The following is a 16,856-nucleotide window of genomic DNA, read 5'->3' as shown; positions in this document are numbered from 1 at the left end:
GGTGGATCAGCTGTTTGATGTTTCCCTGTTCGCTTCGACACTCCGCATGATTACGCCGATTTTGCTTGCAGCGCTCGGCGGTGCGTTATGCGCGCGGGTCGGCCTGTTTAACGTCGGTTTGGAAGGGCTTATTCTTATTGGCGCCTTCTCGGCGATTGTCGGCAACCATTTGACGGGCAGTGTATGGCTCGCCGTGCTGTTCGCTATCGTCTGTGTGCTCGTGTTCTCCTTATTGCTTGCCTATATGGCCATTCATTTGAAGGCGAACGTCATCGTCGTCGGGATTTCGCTTAACTTTCTCGCTCTTGGGCTGACGACATTTTCCTTGCGGGCGATCTTTAATGTCAAAGGCGCTTATTACGATAAAAGCATGGTCGGCTTGCCCAAGTGGGATATTCCGCTCATTAAGGACATTCCCTGGGTGGGAGATGTCGTTTCCGGTCATTCTCCGCTCGTCTATTTATCGATCGCTCTCGTCGCTTGTTTGCAGTATTATTTATTTAAGACCGTTTCGGGCTTCCGCTTGCTTGCCGCTGGACAAAATCCGGTTGCCGCGAGAAGCCTTGGCATCAAAGTGACGCATATCCAGTACGGAGCCGTTCTGATGTGCGGCGTATTGTGCGGGCTAGCTGGAGCGCAGCTGTCGCTTGGTCAAGTAACGATGTTTACCGAGGGCATGACCGCAGGCCGCGGCTTTATCGCGCTAGTTGCGACGATGCTCGGCCAGTCCAATCCGCTTGGCGTTGCGGGCGCGAGCTTGTTATTTGGGTTTATGGATGCGCTCAGCACCCGGCTTCAGGGCTATGCGCTGCCGGTCCATTTTACAATGATGCTGCCTTATGTAGTGACGATTATTGCGATGTTTTTCTTCAAGGATAAAAGCTATTTGGCGGAAGCGCGCAAGGCGAACGAAAGCTCGCGCTAGGGTCGCTGCTGCAAGCCGCATAATTGAAGGAGGTTTGATCCATCATGATCAGTAAAGCTGAACGTTTGAAAAAAGCGCCGGTTCGGCATATTGAAGTTGCTGCCGAAATCGCTCACCGGGTTCCGTCTGGACAAGCGCTGACGGAGCGTTTTCCGATTTTGCATGAGAATGAAGTGCCCGAATATAATATGGCGGAATGGACGCTGACAATCAGCGGAGCTGTCGAGAAGGAAACGGTGTTTTCCTATGAGCAGCTGATGGCCATGCCGCAAACGACGCAAGTAAGCGATATTCATTGCGTGACCCGCTGGTCGAAGCTGGATACGAAGTGGGAAGGCGTCAAATTCAAGGATTTGCTGCCGCTGCTTGGCGTGAAGCCGGAGACCAAATATGTGATGATTCATGCCGATCAGGATTATGAAACGAATCTGCCGCTTGAAGATTTATTGCGGGAGGATGTTTTGCTCGCTCATAGCTATGATGGCGAGCAGCTGACGCCGAAGCATGGCTGGCCGCTGCGCCTCGTAGTGCCGCATTTGTATTTCTGGAAAAGCGCGAAATGGATTCGCGGCTTTGAATTTATGACGGAAGACCGTCCGGGCTTCTGGGAGCGCAATGGCTTCCATAATTACGCTGATCCGTTTGAGGAGCAGCGCTTCTCGGGAGAAGATTTAGGGCTGCCAGAAGATGAATGGCATAAAAAGGAGTGGGATTAACTTGCTGCTGCCGATTTTACAAGTGAATACAGAGGATTTGCCCGCTATTGCTATCGTTTGCGGCGATCCGAAACGCGCCGAGACCATTGCAAGGCATTTGGATGAAAAGCGTGAGCTGGCATTCAGCCGCGAATACCGCAGCTTCGTTGGAACCTACAAGGGAGTACGCCTAGCGGTAGTCAGCCATGGCGTAGGCTCGCCTGGTGCGGCCGTATGCTTTGAGGAGCTGATCAAGGGCGGCGTTACTACGCTAATTCGCGTCGGGACAGCGGGCTCCTATTCGGCTGATTATCCGGCCGGCAGCCTTGTTGTAAGCACGGCTGCGGTTCGCGCAGACGGCTTGACGCGGCAGCTGGTGCCGGAAGGCTTTCCAGCGGTTGCCGATCATGAAGTAAGCAGTGCCCTTTATGCGGCAGCTGTGGCGGAAGGCGGCATTGTGAAAAAGGGCATTACCGTCACGCTCGATGCTTTCTTTACAGGAGTCGTGGACATTCCGCATAAGCAGTACAAGCAGGCTGGGGCGCTTGCGGTCGAGATGGAAATCGCTGCACTTTATATCATTGCAACGCTGCGCGGCGCACGCGCCGGAGCGATCGTCGCTTTGGATGGCTACGCCGATGCAGATTTGGCGCAAGAATATGATCCGCATACGAACGTTGTAGCGGAAGCGATCGAACGGGAAATTGCTGCTGCTTTGAACGCGGTCGTGAAACTGGCAAGCGCATAAATGGAAAGGGAGTGAAAGGCAAGTGGAACAGAACGTATTTGCGTTTTTAATGTTTTCGGGACAAGCTGACGAGGCGATGAAGCTATATGTTTCCGCGTTCGAGGATGCTGACATTGTAAGCACAAAGTATTATCCGGAAAGCGAGCCTGGCGCCAACCCTAAGGTGCTGCATGCTATTTTTTCAATAAAAGGCCAGCAGGTGATGTGCATTGACAACCAGTTCAGCGATTCGCATCCACATGCCTTTACTCCCGCGCTTTCCTTATTCGTAAATTGCAATAGCGAGGCGGAAATGGAGCGGGCTTTCGCGAGGCTGGCGGAAGAAGGCAAAGTATTGATGCCTTTGTCGCCATCGCCCGTTAGCGCTCTGTTCGGCTGGCTGGAGGACAAATATGGCGTGTCGTGGCAGTTGAACTTGCCTGTGCGCTAATATGCGTTAATACGAAAGACCGCTTTCCCTTGTGAAGGGGAGAGCGGTCTTTTTTGTGTGATTGCGTATTCGATAAGGCTAATTTGTTTGGATTGCGGATTAGCGTCTGGCACCTGCTTGAGGTATCGGTTTGTAATCGGTAAGCGGCGCTAGCCACACTAGGCCAGTTCCTCTGTATACGTTAACGAGACCTTCGCCCGAAGCAGCGGAGCCTAAAAGCGATTTTCCTGATTTTTCTACAGTGAAATCAAGGGAGCTTGACCACATCAAAGCAAAGTTGCCGTCTACCTTAAGCACATCATTTTGCAGCTCGACAACAACAGCTTCTTCTGAAGGAATCGGCGCTTCCACAGCGAGCACGCCTTTTCCTCTAACGCTTAAATTAAACAGCCCTTCGCCGCCAAGCGCGGCTGAGGAGAGCGTTTTGCGTGCGCTTACGCTTAATTCGAGTGTCGAGTGGCAAGCTAAAAATAGACCGTCCTCGATAACGATATGGTCATTGTCCACGTCAATGAGCCACAAATAGCGATAGGTCGGCTCCAGCATAATCGTGCCCGTCCCTTTGTATACGGGTTTGACGGCGGTCGTGCCGGATACTGCTCCAGCGACTAAATTTCGCATCAGTCCGCCGACGCCTTTAATGCCGGAATTCATTTCAATATTTCCGATCATATACTGCATGGCTCCTGCGCTCATCATAATTTCATTGTTGCTGAGCTCAATCATCAGCTGTTTTTTGCGCATATTGCTTTGATTCATAAAATAGTTCGCTTGTGCTTCCATGGCGTTTGTGGAGCTGAGATCCTCTTTGTATTCCAAAATGCTGAATCCGCCCATTTGATCTTGAATGAAGACGTTTTTGTTTTCTTTAACATTATTTAATTTAAAAGCCATTGACGCATCTTCCTCCTGTTGCATGCATTTTATTGGATGATGAAGGTGAAGTATTTCCTTTCCCTCATGTATTCGACAAAAAGTCTCACTTTCCTTGTATGAGCCGAGCGACTTCCCTTGTTCAGCGGCCTGCAGCTGTGCTATAGTACGAGAGGTATGAAAATATAAAGTCTGGAATGAACGCCATGGCGGCGCATCACGACAGGAGAGGTTCGCGAACTCCCTCTATAAAAAACTAAGGAAAATGGAATGGCAGGATGAATTCCGTTTTTTAAAATATAAGAAGGTATAAGTTTCACCTTTATACACTCTTATATTTCACCTTTGAAACGGTAGCTTTGCCACCAGAGGATGGCGACAGCCGTTTCACCTTGTTTTATGGGCAAAATGTTCGAAGGATCTCTCTGCATGCTCCGGCTCTCGCCGGCATCGAAGAGAGGAGAATGAAAGATGACAGCAACACAGAAAGCGCAACAGAATCAAGCAGCATCAGGCGGACAAGCGGTGAAAAAAGCCGTCGTCGTATTTAGCGGAGGGCAGGACAGTACGACCTGTTTATTTTGGGCGCTAAAGCGTTATGACGTAGTGGAGGCTGTGACGTTCAATTACGGTCAGCGCCACAAGCTGGAGCTGGACTCCGCAGCACAAATTGCAGAGGAGCTCGGCGTCAAGCATCATGTGCTAGATATGTCACTGCTTAATCAGCTGGCTCCAAATGCGCTGACCAGGGACGATATTGCGATTGAGCAAAAAGAAGGCGGCCTGCCGACGACATTCGTAGATGGCCGTAATTTGCTGTTTCTATCGTTCGCAGCGATACTTGCCAAGCAGATTGGCGCACACACGGTCGTAACCGGTGTATGCGAGACCGATTTCAGCGGCTATCCCGACTGCCGCGACATCTTTATAAAATCAACGAATGTGACACTTAATCTCGCGATGGACTACCCGTTCGTCATTGAGACCCCTTTAATGTGGCTGAATAAAGCACAAACTTGGCAGCTTGCCGATGAGCTGGGCGCCTTCGATTTCGTCAGAAACAAGACGCTGACCTGCTACAATGGCATCATCGCAGATGGCTGCGGCGAATGCCCGGCATGCAAGCTCAGATCGCAGGGCCTCCAGCAGTATTTGTCTTCCCGCAAGGAGGATGTGGCAGAGTGATTCAGCAAATTTACCCTTCCGTTTCACATCCTTACAGCTATGAGCTGAATAAAGATATGCATTTTGCCGCCGCGCACAGCATTCCGAGCGCAGATGCAGGCAAATGTGCGCAAGTCCACGGGCATACGTATTTCGCCAATGTTACGATCGCTGGCGATGAGCTGGATGCATCCGGTTTTCTGGTCAATTTTGCACTCATTAAGCGGCTCATTCATGACCGCTTTGACCATACGTATTTAAATGATGATAACGAGCATTTCCATGCGCAAAGCGCGGATTACTTTCCGACAACGGAAGTCGTTGCGCGCACCATCTATGAAATTACGCAAAATTATTTGGATCAGCTGGCGAACAAGCCGCGCTGTGTCCAAGTGTATTTGCGCGAAACGCCAACGAGCTACGTCATTTACCGCCCCAAAAAGACGGATCAGCAGTTAGCGGCTAATGAAGCTCAAAATAAGGCGGCTGCTCCCGATGCTTAAGCAGGCCGAAGCGCGTATCCCAGTTATGGAAATTTTTGGGCCGACTGTGCAGGGGGAAGGCATGGTCATCGGGCAAAAAACGATGTTCGTCCGCACGGCTGGCTGCGACTACAGCTGTGCTTGGTGCGATTCTGCCTTTACATGGGACGGCACAGGCAAGGATGACATCCGCATGCTGACCGCAGCGGAAATTATATCGGAGCTGCATGCTGTCGGCGGAGAAGCGTTTTCGCATGTGACGCTGTCCGGCGGCAATCCGGCGCTGCTTCGCCATGCGGGCGAGCTGGTGCAGGGGCTGCATGCCGCAGGCATCCAGGTTGCGCTGGAAACGCAGGGCAGCAAATGGCAGGACTGGCTGCTCGACATTGACGAGCTGACCTTGTCGCCCAAGCCGCCGAGCTCCGGCATGGACACGAGCTGGGAAATGCTCGACGAGATTGTTCACCAGCTGTCGGCGGCGAATCGCAGCTTTAGCCTGAAGGTCGTCGTATTTGACGACGCTGATCTGGCGTATGCGGCGAGTGTCCACGCGCGTTATCCGGGGGTGCTTTTTTTCGTCCAAGCGGGTAATGATGACCTCGCCGAAGGCGATAATGGCAAGCTGCGAGATAAGCTCGTGGAACGATATGAATGGCTAATTGAGCGTGTTATGGTACGCAGCGATATGAATCAGGTAAGGGTGCTGCCTCAGCTGCACGCCTGGGTGTGGGGCAACAAACGCGGCGTTTAGCCTAGCGGCGTATCGCTTTATTTTTCACTGTGAATGGTATAGAAGTGTTTATAAATAGTAGGTTTGCGATGAGTGATAAGAGAAGGAGCGAACAACGATGAGTGGAAGAAAAGAGGGAGAGCTGCAGGGGATCAGCCTGCTTGGCAATCAGGGAACGGCGTATACGTTTGAATATTCACCGGAAATTTTGGAGTCCTTTGACAACAAGCATCCGTACCGGGATTATTTTGTGAAGTTTAACTGTCCGGAGTTTACGAGCCTTTGCCCGATGACGGGTCAGCCGGATTTTGCTACGATTTATATTTCCTATGTTCCCGATGTGAAAATGGTAGAAAGCAAGTCGCTCAAGCTGTATTTATTCAGCTTCCGTAATCACGGAGATTTCCACGAGGACTGTGTAAACATTATAATGAACGATCTGATCAAGCTGATGGACCCCCGCTATATTGAGGTATGGGGCAAGTTTACGCCGCGCGGCGGCATCTCCATTGACCCTTATTGCAACTATGGCAAACCGGGTACCAAATATGAGCAGATGGCGGAAAATCGTCTGATGAACCATGATCTATACCCGGAAAAAATAGATAACCGCTAGTAGGGTGAGCTGTCTCGCAAGGCGCTAACACAAGCAAAGCATGACCCATTCTCGTATATTATTATCCATGAGAAAAGGAGATGCGAGCAAGGATTCCTGCCATAAAAGCCGCCGCAGCCGTGGAAGTCACGGTAGCCGTGGCAACAGCTATATTTCGAAAGCGAAAGCTTCTAAGAAAGCGTCCAAAAAGTAGAACGCTAATAGAGTAGGCATTGTGCTCATGCCTGTTTAATCGGTGCATGCAGCGAAGAGCTGGCCCTGCGTTACCAACTGGTGATGCAGGGCCAATTTTTTTATCCGGATAGCTCAATGCTTGCTCAATAAAACGCGATTACATACCGTATACCCAATAGTATCGTTGAAATTCTCTGGTAGCCTGTAAAGGTGAACCGGAAGCAGCTCTGTGCTGGGGAAGTCCGGCTCGTTAGGAGAATCCGGATCATGCTGCGTTTCCAGACAGAAACCGGCATAAGGCGGGTAGGGTCTTCCTCGTTTGCCCATATCGCTGCCATCAAGGTTCCCATCTTTCCTGTATAAATTCCTTTCATATCGAGATATATGTGAATTCCCTATAGAAAACAACCGATTCAATGAGAAACGGACTTGCTTTTCTTCTGTTTTATTTTCCCTACGATAAGTAAAAGCAAAGGCAGTGCAATCATGTTGACAGGCAGCGCAAAAGGCACCCAGTAATTCATTAAATAATTAGAAGTAGCCTCAGATACATTTGTTGGGAAATAAGCAAATACCATTATCACCGGGGCGATAAGCCAAATCATGACCTTCCAGTTTTTGATCTTCAAAAATTGAGCGGTTCCATAGCTTGAAATGAACAAATAAATGGCTAATTTAATGAACACGCTGGCAACCCAAATTACGATCGAAAGCGGATCAAAATTTTCAATGAAACCAAATAGGGATATTTTTCGTGACATTTCGAAAAAAGGATACCACATTTTAGGAAGGATATTGACTCCTAGCGTGATAGTAGCCATCAGCATCGCAATCAGCGCAAAAAAAGCGGCGGTGATTACTCCCCAATAGGCATAGGGCGCTCCTTTACGCGGTTGATACAAAAAGGACGCAAGCATGAGGTATTCAACGGAATGTCCAAGGTAGGAGGCAGGAGCTAACGTCCCCTTTGCAATTCCGCCTATCCCGCTGTCCGCATATACCGGCAGCAGATATTTCAAGTCTATGTTATTAAAACTTGCGGCCATGGCAAGGAGGACCATTAATATAATAATCGGTCCGAGAATTTCGCTGCAGCGGGCGATAGATACGATACCTCCTGAGTGGGTTGTATATACGATTAGGAGAAGCATGATGAGCATAACCGCTGCTTTTGGCGTCTCTGGGAGAATCATAATCTGAATGACATCAACAAATTGGCGGAGAACGATCGGGGTAATGGTATACCATTGGACCAAATAGATGAGCACAACGACTTTACCGATCCATTTCCCTAAAATGGTGTGACTGAGCTGGATTAAATCCTTCTCAGGGTAAAGAACCGTTACATTTGTCACGAAAAAAGTGACCAGCAGAATGAGGCATCCGGCAAAAAGCATAGAAATCCATACATCCTGCTTGGCGGACTGCATGCTTGGTGAGAGCGTCATGATTAATGTCATGCCCAAATCCATAATGGTGATCATCCAGAAAACTTGTAAACCGGTTATTTTCATCCCTAACCCTCCTCTTCCACTTGGTTGATTAATTTTCCTGAAGCTGCGCGGGGGCCTGTGTTCTCCCAACCCGTTCGATTCGGAAATCTGTTATTAGCTGAATGGAAATCTCAGGATAGCGCATATTCCAATCATTTTTGATTTTTTTCCAGACATAAGGATGCTGGATGTGGAATTCTCGTCCAATACCTACAATATCAGCTTTAAATTTTTTTTGAGTACGCGAGAGCATGCCCATAATCGCTTTGTGGCAATCCTCCGAAAATCGTTCTTCAACGCGGTTGATCGTTTTGCTCAAATCCATATTCGTATCGTTGGATAAAACTTTGGCTACAGCTTTAAAATAAATCGAAACTTCCGGTTTTCCATTTTTTAATTCGGTGTGGATATTTGTCTCAGCCTTTATCATTTGAACGCTGATCGTGCCTTTTTGCTTTTTTGTTGGCGGCTCCATTTGCGTGGTGAGATGGATGCCATCGAACTTTCTTGTCAGCAAACGAAAGGCTTTCAGTTCGTCCCCTGATAGAAAACCGACTAATTTATTGCTGCGGTATACGGCAGCCTTATCGAGGATGAAGCCTTGCTGTTTGGAGCCATGCTTAGTGACCCGAATTGCACCGGTAACCGGTTCTTTATCGAAAGAAGAAAGCGCGTCTATAAATTTATCAATTTGAATGGACAGGCTGTAGTCATTGTATTGCAGCTTGTTGATACCAATAGCCGGTATTAGCTCCAGCTGGTAAGGAGAGTTTAAGATCTCTTTAGCTGTAGTGCCATATGTTGTAACGATATAGCTGTTGTATCGGCTTTCCGACGAACGGAGCAATGTATCAAGAATCCGATCAAAGCCTTGCCGGGCATATTTTTCTCCAATTACAATTACCCCACGGTGACCAAGATTGATCCGACGAGACATTTGCTGCTGGAGCTGATCAAAAGCGTCTATTGAATCCTTTCCAGCGGCCGAAAGAACTACAATGGGGTTTGCAGCTTTCCCGCTAGATTGCAGGGAGCTCGGAATTCCGGTAGGAAGGGCGATTTGCAGGGTTATTTCGACCTGCCCCTCGTCCGTCAGATCGACGCCGCTCGCCAAGACCAATGCCAGATCGTCCATCTCTTTGCGATCCCAGCAGCCAGTTAGTAAAGCAAGGCAGCTGATAAGAGACACAAAAAATATCCGGTTCAGGATCATTTTTCTCCAACTCCCGTGTTATCGTTTATTCTGTCGCTTGTGCATAATTTGCCAAGGTGCTCTGATCAATACATCCATTAGGCCAGATCGATTGAATGGCGCGAGCGGAGTTAAATAAGGAACACCAAAGGAATGCAAATTGGTCAGATGGATCAATATGGCAATCATGCCGGCGCTCACCCCGAAAAGACCAAAGGTTCCGGCACAAATGACCATCGGAAAACGAAGAAGGCTGAACGCTTGACTCATACCAGGGTGAGGAATGAGAAAGGATGCGATTCCGGTCAAGGAGACAATAATGATAATAGGGGCGGATATGATGCCCGCCTGAACCGCAGCTTGTCCAATGACAAGTGCGCCTACGATGCTGATCGTCTGGCCTACCGGACGGGGAAGACGGACTCCCGCTTCGCGCAGCGCCTCAAAGGTAATCTCCATAATCAAGGTTTCCACCATCGCCGGAAAAGGAACAACTTCCCGCGCTGCGGCAAGGCTCAAGGTTAAGCTAGTCGGAATCATTTCCTGATGAAAGGTCGTTATTGCCACAAAGATGGATGGGAGGGCGAACGCTAGAAAGGCAAATAAATATCTCAGCCATCTCAGCATCGTTGCGAAAATAAAATTCATATAGTAATCCTCGACCGTCTGGAAGCCAAACCAGAGTGTGATAGGCATAATCAACGCAAACGGAGATCCGTCAACGAGAAGCGCCACTTTTCCTTCAATAAGGGATGCCGAAACCAAATCGGGTCTCTGGGTTGCCTGTATGACCGGAAAGGGCGAGTAGGGATGATCACTGATCAATTCCTCGATATAACCAGACTCCAAAATGCTTTCCATATCGATTCCAGCCAGACGTTGTTTTACATCATCAATCACCGTCTGTGGCGCTTTGTTTTCAATATAAATAATCGAAACGTCAGCACGAGAGATCGACCCTACGCTTAGTTTCTCCATCTTGAGATACGGTGTTCGAATTCGTTGGCGGATCAAGGCCATATTGATATGGAGTTTCTCAATAAAGCCGATCTGCGGACCTCGTATAACCGCCTCGGTGCTAGGCTCCTCTAATTGACGATGCAATTGATCTTTGATGCTGAAGCGGAGTGCCTGACTGGACGACTTTATGAATAGGATGACATCTCCCTTGACGATGCGCTGCACGATTTCTTTCAGATTGCTGGCGATTTCCGGCTTTGCGACAGAACCTAATTTGTTTTTTATTTGTTCGATAAGTTGGGCGGGGTTATCGGACTCTATTTTCTCAGGGAGCATTAAAGGGGCTAACAAACCATTGTCCCACAAGGTGTCATCGACCAATACATCGAGATATGCCGTTACGCAGGGAAGTACTCCAAATATGTGCAGATCCCTAACAACGAGATCATCGCAGTTGGAAAAGGCTTGCTGTAATGCCGCTTTATTTTCGTCCAGATTATCAGACAGATTTACTTCAGTCGTATATTCAAGCTCCTTATGCTTTTGCTTGATTTTTCCTGGAATGCCTTGTTTTCTTATCATATGGGTTCTCCCTGTTAAGCTGACTCATGATGAAGAGGATGGTAGGGATGGGCTTATCATCCATCTCGACGTTAACTTCCCCTATAATTTTCTTGTTTATTCACATTAAGGAACTGAGCTCTTGGGCAGGCTATCATTCGCAAATTTGCTTTCCAGTGAGCGGTTTTCATAATAAAAAGGTTTAATTTACCTTCAGGCGAGCATGCTACGTATATATTGATGGAAAGCAAACGGGGGGACGTGCAGATTGATGAAAAGCTTAGGAAAGGCTGTCGCCTTTTTATTTATTGTTGCTTTATCAGGGACGGTGCTTTATTTTTCTGTTTCCATGAAATGACTAGAGTTATAAATTTAAGCGCGTCATAGGAGTCATATGGCTGAATAGAGGCAACATATAATTTCATACAAAGGATGTGAGTATGTATGAGAATCTATGTCGCGAACAATGTATACGAAGGAGTTCGAAAAGTACGTTCTAGCTGCTCGGCGCTAATTTGCTCAATACTTTTCTGGATGTGCTGCTCGGCTGCATTGTTGATCAAAATATCAATCCGATCAAATGCCGCTAGCGTTTGCTGAACAGCATGCTGGCAGAAGGCTTCATCCCCGTTATCCCCAGCAATCGTCAAGCATCTTCGGCCCAAATGCCCAATTCTGGCCTCCGTTTCCCGAGCATCTCCATGCTCATGGAGATAGACGATAACGATGTCTGCTCCTTCTTTCGCGAATAGATAAGCGATTGCGCGTCCAATGCCGCTGTCGCCTCCTGTTATAATCGCTACTTTATCCCGTAGTTTCCCGGTACCGATATGATTTAGGTTTTTAGAAATAGGTCTTGGAATCATGATGGATTCGATACCAGGCTGCTCAGGCTGATACTGCGGCGGGAACTCAATGGTTAATTCTCACATTTTGTTACAGTACTGAAGTGTGGATACATGTTGTATTCCTCCATCAAATGGTTTATTTCAAGTATATTCTTGGATAGCAACGAGGTAGTGGCATTGCTGCAAGGAATTCCTGCATAAATCCTTGCGTTATGCCCCATACTAACTCCAATTTAAACCATAAACCGAAAATAAGGTGATCGTAGATGGGTACGGATTTATCGGGAAATTCATCACAACAGACAAACGGAACGAGGCAGGATAGCAGAAGCTCAAAGCCGAGCAAGAAGCAAACAACGGACAAAGTAGAGCGTCCAATTTTCACTCAATTGGATGAGAACCTCCGTCAGCTTGAAGAAGTATTTTCCAGAAGTGTTGATATTATATTCAGGCATTGGGCTTATGGTCCCGAACTGCAGCATACGGCTTGCTCCGTTTATTATGAGTCACTTATGCAGGGTGAGATTATTAATTATATGAAGGCATCTCTACAGGATCTCGTCACTTATGAAGTCGGTCCCGCTGAAGGGATTAAGCCGGAGGATGTCTTCACGTTTTTTGAGCATGGCGGGGTATCCGAGAAAAAAGCGGATATTCTTGACAATCTTGACCATGCGGTAGAACAGATCACATACGGCAATATCGTTATTTTTTTCAATCATTGGGACAAGGCTCTGGTTTATAAATCGTTGGAGGTCGAGTCGAGGCAGATTTCGGAGCCAGCGAATGAATCGGTTGTGCAGGGACCTCGGGAAAGCACCGTCGAAAACTTGAAAAAAAACATCGGTCTGCTTCGCATGCGTTTAAGTACCCCGAAGTTCAAGGTGGAATCTCTCACTGCGGGTGGAGCAACCAAAACCCAGGTCGTTTACGGATATATCGAAGGTATGGCAGATCCAGAGCTGCTGAAGGAATTTGAAGCCAGAATAGACCAAATCACCAATCTGGAAATATTGGAGACCTCCTATATTGAGCAAATAATAGAGGATGACACCTGGTCGCCCTTTCCCCAGCATCGGTATACGGAACGTCCTGATGTGGCGGTGGCGGCTCTGCTGGAGGGCAAAATTGCAGTTCTCGTTCAGGGAACGGGAAGCATTTTATTATGCCCTGGCTTATTTACGGAGTTTTTCCAATCCAGCGAGGATTACTACCAGAGAACCGTATATTCGACCATGATCCGCTGGCTTCGAATAATTGCGTTTCTATTAGCATTGACGCTGCCCAGCATATATATTGCATTATCTACCTTTCACACGGAGCTCATCCCTACCGTTCTGCTGCTTACGATCATTGATACGCGGGAAGGAATTCCGCTGCCGGCTTTCTTCGAAGCGCTCATTATGGAGTTTTTCTTTGAGCTGCTTCGGGAAGCGGGAGTTCGGCTGCCTAAGCCGATTGGCTCGGCCGTCAGCATTGTTGGAGCGCTTGTCGTTGGCGAAGCAGCCATCAACGCTGGCATTGCCTCGCCGATCATGGTTATTATCGTTGCGCTCACGGGTATCGCTTCATTTGCTATTCCCCAATACAATATTGCGATCGCGCTGCGTATTTTAAAGTTTCCGCTTATGATTTCGGCGACCGTAATGGGCGGCTTCGGAATAATGATTGTCTTTCTGCTCATTTTACTTCATCTTTGCAAGCTTCGTTCGATTGGACAGCCTTATATGAGACCGCTCGCTCCGTTTCAGTTCAATCAAATGCGGGATGTTATTGTAAGGGTGCCGTTGAAAAAAATGCTTCAATCACCGCGAAAGCATATAGCCCATCCAGAGAAGTAGCTGAAGGCAAATAAAAAACCGGAGAGAATGAGAAATGATGAAAAAGTGGATGGTTTTTATATTCGTATTAACTTCATTTCTGCTCCTTACGGGATGCTGGAATAAGATGGAATTAGATGAATCTGGTTTTGTGATGGCAATCGCGCTGGATCAAGGGAAAGGAGGCAGGCTTGAATTGACAACCCAAATGTATCGCCCGAATGCGGATAAAGGGGGGGATGGGGGAACGTCAAATCATTCCAAAAATCTTCTGATCAAAACAGAGGATGATTCGGTATTTGAAGCGATTCGCGACATTCCGCTTCATTTGGGGAGAAAAGCCAATTGGACCCACACTCGTATTATATTGATTGGTGAAAGGCTTGCAAGGTCAACTGACGTTGGTAAGCTAATCGATTTTTTTTACCGTGATCATGAGACAAGGCATACGATATCGATTATGATCACGAAAGGGCGAGCGGGTAAGATATTGGAAAAGCAGCCAGCCATTGAGCAGACGATAGGTCAGCAGCTTTTGTTGACCAAGCAAGTATCCTATAGAAATGCTGCTAAATCAATGGATACAACGCTGCTTAAATTGGGGTTGCAGATGAACAGTCCACAAAGTGATTCGTCTATTACTTATGTGTACGAAGACAAGAGAGCGAAGGATATGTTCAACGCCGCCGGTCTCGCCCTTCTAAAAAAAGGAAAAATGAAAAGTGTATTATCTTCGAAAAAAGTGGAGGGGCTGGTGATGCTGCGTAATGAATTCAAATCAGGAATTATTGAGTTATCCTGTCCGGGAAAAAAAAGTGAAACGGAGTCATTTGAAATTTTCAAGCTAAGGACGCAGCTAAAGCCCAGATTAATAGGGGATAAGGTAAGCGTTTTGGTTAAGACGGAAGCGGAGGGGGCAATCGGGGAGTTAAAGTGTACGGAATTAAAAACTAGAAAAGATGAAGCGGAATTCCTGCATAAAATGGAGGAAGAGATCAAGAAGCAAATGTTGGCGACCATTCATGATCTTCAAACCTATAAAATGGATATCATTGACATTGGAAACAAAATTGCCAGATCCCATTTCAAAAAATGGGAAGAAATGAAAGGAGAATGGGACAAGCAATTTGCGACCATTCCTTTTGACATCCATGTCAAATTAAAGCTAATAACGACCGGAACGGTCATCGGCAGGCCAACTGTGTCGGGAGAAGAGAGGTAATCAAGGTGTTAGAACGCGTTATTGTTCTGGTGCTTGTATACGGCTCAATGCTGCTGTATGACAGAATGCTGTTGAAAAACGAATCGAATAAAAGAGAAAAGTCTGCTTATATCTTCATTTTGCTTGTTTCGTTTTACATGGGCATTGACTATGTAGCTAATTTGAATTTTTTTGGTTTTTTTGAGCTGGTTGATGTCTTACTTACCAATCCAGCCCGGGCAATCGATAAATGGCTGACGATGCCCCCTAAATGATGATGCTGCTGCAGTGGAGGTGATTAAGCATGAGACAAAAGGAGAACGTTTCTCCAAAGCAAATGGGTGTGCTTTTTTTTACTTATATGACTGGATCTTCCATCATTAACATTCCGAGTCCTCTCATTGGGAAAGCAGGAAGCGACGCATGGCTGTCGCTTCTGATTTCAGGGGGACTCGGTATGGGTTTACTGGTCTGCATGCTTTTTTTATATCGAAGATATCCGAGCTTAACTTATGTGGAATACAGCCGTAGGCTGATCGGAGTTTGGCCGACCGCGATCCTTTCCTTGCTTCCGTTATCCTTTATTTTGCAGATGGTGACTGGAATTGTTCTTGATATCGGGCTGTTCATGCAAAGCTCAATGATGAGGGGAACACCCGTCTACGCCTTTTCCTTGCCCATCCTTATGGTAGCAGCTTTGACCGTACGGGCGGGGATTGAGGTCATGGCAAGAATGTTTGCCATAATCATAGTACTAGTAATCTGTTCTGTAACAGTGGTTCTGCTACTCAGCCTTGAGAATTATAATTGGGGCTTCCTTATTCCGGTAATGCCGCATGGCATTAAGCCTTTGCTGCACGGCGCATTTTTCTCTTTTGGTTTTCCGTATGCCGAGATTTTTTTATTCGCCATGCTGCTTCCTTTCGTCCGTGAACGCTCATCCGGCGAACTAAACCGTACTATGTTCATCGGTTTAATTTGGAACATCATCACTTTATGCATTTCTATTATCTGTACGATAATGATGTTCGGGCCGCTCGCCGGGGTGAAAAAATACTCGCTTTTTGAAGTTGCTCGAACGGTAGAGGTTCAAGAAATCATTTCAAGGATAGAGTCAGTGATGGGCATGTCGCTCATCGCTGGCTCTTATATGAAAGCGACGATTACTTTGTACGTGCTGAGCCTATATGTGTCACAGCTATTTAAGTTAAAAAATTACAAAGTAATTGCGATGCCTCTCGCACTAGTTGCTTTTTTGAATATACTTGTTGGATTTAAGTCGGATATGGATTGGACGGAGCTGGTTTCGGTCGTTCACCCGCTTTGGGTGTCAGTCTCGTTTGTTTTTCCACTATTATTAATAACCCTCGTAGCCTTGTTTAGAAAGCCGCCAAGCTGAACGCCCCGGAATAGAGCGTCTAGCAAATGGGGGGATTCCATCATCTTGTAGCAAGCTAGGAATGTTGCTTTCTGTGAGTTGGAAGGGACAGAGGAACGTAGTTCTTTTAGGAGCTTCGTCCGTAAAATTCTTTTTTAATTTAAAAAAATTGAAAAAACACTTGCAATAGTATAGGAACCCATGGTATATTCTAATTCCGGCCGAGAGATACACGGTTCGGATGCAAGAAACAAGCAAGAGAAATTGTTCTTTGAAAACTGAACAACGAGTGAAACTGCCACATTAACTTAGGTTGATGTAAAGCGATACAAAATGTAATGAGCAAGTCAAACACCACCTAAATGGAGAGTTTGATCCTGGCTCAGGACGAACGCTGGCGGCGTGCCTAATACATGCAAGTCGAGCGGACCAAGTGTTTCCTTCGGGAAACACGTTGGTTAGCGGCGGACGGGTGAGTAACACGTAGGTAACCTGCTCGTAAGACTGGGATAACATTCGGAAACGAATGCTAATACCGGATACACAACTTGGTCGCATGATCGGAG

The 16,856-nt window shown here is 47.1% G+C and carries 17 protein-coding genes, 1 rRNA gene and 1 riboswitch; of the genes, 13 read left to right on the top strand and 5 right to left on the bottom strand.

Annotated elements, in window-relative coordinates:
• Window position 1: 1 nt before the first annotated feature.
• From WH37_RS30220 to WH37_RS30205, 4 genes are read left to right on the top strand one after another with little or no spacing between them, the layout of a single operon-like run.
• Window positions 2-925 (top strand): ABC transporter permease, encoded by a 924-nt coding sequence (locus WH37_RS30220; RefSeq protein WP_046234375.1) that lies wholly within the window; start codon window positions 2-4, stop codon window positions 923-925.
• 44 nt (window positions 926-969) lie between these two features.
• Window positions 970-1,641 (top strand): sulfite oxidase-like oxidoreductase, encoded by a 672-nt coding sequence (locus WH37_RS30215; RefSeq protein ID WP_046234374.1) that lies wholly within the window; start codon window positions 970-972, stop codon window positions 1,639-1,641.
• A 1-nt stretch (window position 1,642) separates the two neighbouring features.
• Complete coding sequence (locus WH37_RS30210; RefSeq protein WP_046234373.1) at window positions 1,643-2,368, top strand: nucleoside phosphorylase; 726 nt, start codon at window positions 1,643-1,645, stop codon at window positions 2,366-2,368.
• Window positions 2,369-2,390: 22 nt separating this feature from the next.
• Window positions 2,391-2,798, top strand: a complete 408-nt coding sequence (locus WH37_RS30205; RefSeq protein ID WP_269431357.1) for a VOC family protein — start codon at window positions 2,391-2,393, stop codon at window positions 2,796-2,798.
• A 99-nt stretch (window positions 2,799-2,897) separates the two neighbouring features.
• On the opposite strand, the gene WH37_RS30200 is transcribed toward WH37_RS30205, so the two are convergent.
• Entirely contained in the window at window positions 2,898-3,692 is a 795-nt protein-coding gene (locus WH37_RS30200) for an AIM24 family protein (protein ID WP_046234372.1), read from the bottom strand.
• 201 nt (window positions 3,693-3,893) lie between these two features.
• A riboswitch (PreQ1 riboswitch) is annotated at window positions 3,894-3,937 on the top strand.
• Between the two features lie 205 nt (window positions 3,938-4,142).
• On the opposite strand from WH37_RS30200, the gene queC reads away from it, so the two are divergent.
• The 4 genes from queC (at window position 4,143) to queF (ending at window position 6,663) form a co-directional block, all read left to right on the top strand.
• Entirely contained in the window at window positions 4,143-4,856 is a 714-nt protein-coding gene (gene queC / locus WH37_RS30195) for a 7-cyano-7-deazaguanine synthase QueC (protein ID WP_046234371.1), read from the top strand.
• The gene (locus WH37_RS30190) at window positions 4,853-5,338 is read left to right on the top strand and encodes a 6-pyruvoyl trahydropterin synthase family protein (protein WP_046234370.1); all 486 of its coding nucleotides are present in this window, start codon (window positions 4,853-4,855) and stop codon (window positions 5,336-5,338) included. Before queC ends, WH37_RS30190 begins: the two co-directional genes overlap by 4 nt.
• Entirely contained in the window at window positions 5,301-6,068 is a 768-nt protein-coding gene (queE, locus tag WH37_RS30185; protein WP_231594436.1) for a 7-carboxy-7-deazaguanine synthase QueE, read from the top strand. Before WH37_RS30190 ends, queE begins: the two co-directional genes overlap by 38 nt.
• Before the next feature lie 97 nt (window positions 6,069-6,165).
• The gene (gene queF, locus WH37_RS30180) at window positions 6,166-6,663 is read left to right on the top strand and encodes a preQ(1) synthase (RefSeq protein ID WP_046234368.1); all 498 of its coding nucleotides are present in this window, start codon (window positions 6,166-6,168) and stop codon (window positions 6,661-6,663) included.
• Between the two features lie 587 nt (window positions 6,664-7,250).
• Here the strand turns inward: queF and WH37_RS30175 are convergent.
• From WH37_RS30175 to WH37_RS30160, 4 genes are all read right to left on the bottom strand, one after another.
• Entirely contained in the window at window positions 7,251-8,351 is a 1,101-nt protein-coding gene (locus WH37_RS30175; RefSeq protein ID WP_046234367.1) for a GerAB/ArcD/ProY family transporter, read from the bottom strand.
• Window positions 8,352-8,379: 28 nt separating this feature from the next.
• The gene (locus tag WH37_RS30170; protein ID WP_046234366.1) at window positions 8,380-9,543 is read right to left on the bottom strand and encodes a Ger(x)C family spore germination protein; all 1,164 of its coding nucleotides are present in this window, start codon (window positions 9,541-9,543) and stop codon (window positions 8,380-8,382) included.
• An 18-nt stretch (window positions 9,544-9,561) separates the two neighbouring features.
• Window positions 9,562-11,064 (bottom strand): spore germination protein, encoded by a 1,503-nt coding sequence (locus WH37_RS30165; RefSeq protein WP_046234365.1) that lies wholly within the window; start codon window positions 11,062-11,064, stop codon window positions 9,562-9,564.
• 431 nt (window positions 11,065-11,495) lie between these two features.
• A complete protein-coding gene (locus WH37_RS30160; RefSeq protein WP_052737338.1) occupies window positions 11,496-11,909 on the bottom strand; it encodes an SDR family NAD(P)-dependent oxidoreductase in 414 nt (137 codons plus the stop codon).
• Window positions 11,910-12,157: 248 nt separating this feature from the next.
• Here WH37_RS30160 and WH37_RS30155 point away from each other — a divergent pair, with 248 nt between their 5' ends.
• The 5 genes from WH37_RS30155 to WH37_RS30135 form a co-directional block, all read left to right on the top strand.
• Window positions 12,158-13,732, top strand: a complete 1,575-nt coding sequence (locus WH37_RS30155; RefSeq protein ID WP_082111079.1) for a spore germination protein — start codon at window positions 12,158-12,160, stop codon at window positions 13,730-13,732.
• A gap of 34 nt (window positions 13,733-13,766) precedes the next feature.
• The gene (locus WH37_RS30150) at window positions 13,767-14,933 is read left to right on the top strand and encodes a Ger(x)C family spore germination protein (RefSeq protein WP_052737337.1); all 1,167 of its coding nucleotides are present in this window, start codon (window positions 13,767-13,769) and stop codon (window positions 14,931-14,933) included.
• A gap of 5 nt (window positions 14,934-14,938) precedes the next feature.
• Window positions 14,939-15,187 carry a hypothetical protein gene (locus WH37_RS30145; protein ID WP_046234364.1) on the top strand — a complete coding sequence of 83 codons (249 nt, stop codon included), beginning with the start codon at window positions 14,939-14,941 and terminating at the stop codon, window positions 15,185-15,187.
• A gap of 29 nt (window positions 15,188-15,216) precedes the next feature.
• Entirely contained in the window at window positions 15,217-16,311 is a 1,095-nt protein-coding gene (locus WH37_RS30140; protein ID WP_046234363.1) for a GerAB/ArcD/ProY family transporter, read from the top strand.
• Window positions 16,312-16,649: 338 nt separating this feature from the next.
• Window positions 16,650-16,856 (top strand): 16S ribosomal RNA (locus tag WH37_RS30135); the annotation flags it as partial.

It is taken from the genome of Paenibacillus algorifonticola, from assembly GCF_000971975.1.
Classification (GTDB): domain Bacteria; phylum Bacillota; class Bacilli; order Paenibacillales; family Paenibacillaceae; genus Pristimantibacillus; species Pristimantibacillus algorifonticola.
Note: the sequence above shows the minus strand (reverse complement) of the source record. Positions and strands in the feature narration are given on the sequence as shown.

Excerpts from the sequence above, each read along its gene's own strand:
- WH37_RS30215 (WP_046234374.1), top strand. The coding sequence starts at position 970 with ATGATCAGTAAAGCTGAACGTTTGAAAAAAGCGCCGGTTCGGCATATT.
- WH37_RS30200 (WP_046234372.1), bottom strand. The coding sequence starts at position 3,692 with ATGGCTTTTAAATTAAATAATGTTAAAGAAAACAAAAACGTCTTCATT.
- queC (WP_046234371.1), top strand. The coding sequence starts at position 4,143 with ATGACAGCAACACAGAAAGCGCAACAGAATCAAGCAGCATCAGGCGGA.
- queE (WP_231594436.1), top strand. The coding sequence starts at position 5,301 with ATGAAGCTCAAAATAAGGCGGCTGCTCCCGATGCTTAAGCAGGCCGAA.
- queF (WP_046234368.1), top strand. The coding sequence starts at position 6,166 with ATGAGTGGAAGAAAAGAGGGAGAGCTGCAGGGGATCAGCCTGCTTGGC.
- WH37_RS30175 (WP_046234367.1), bottom strand. The coding sequence starts at position 8,351 with ATGAAAATAACCGGTTTACAAGTTTTCTGGATGATCACCATTATGGAT.
- WH37_RS30170 (WP_046234366.1), bottom strand. The coding sequence starts at position 9,543 with ATGATCCTGAACCGGATATTTTTTGTGTCTCTTATCAGCTGCCTTGCT.
- WH37_RS30165 (WP_046234365.1), bottom strand. The coding sequence starts at position 11,064 with ATGATAAGAAAACAAGGCATTCCAGGAAAAATCAAGCAAAAGCATAAG.
- WH37_RS30160 (WP_052737338.1), bottom strand. The coding sequence starts at position 11,909 with ATGATTCCAAGACCTATTTCTAAAAACCTAAATCATATCGGTACCGGG.
- WH37_RS30155 (WP_082111079.1), top strand. The coding sequence starts at position 12,158 with ATGGGTACGGATTTATCGGGAAATTCATCACAACAGACAAACGGAACG.
- WH37_RS30150 (WP_052737337.1), top strand. The coding sequence starts at position 13,767 with ATGATGAAAAAGTGGATGGTTTTTATATTCGTATTAACTTCATTTCTG.
- WH37_RS30140 (WP_046234363.1), top strand. The coding sequence starts at position 15,217 with ATGAGACAAAAGGAGAACGTTTCTCCAAAGCAAATGGGTGTGCTTTTT.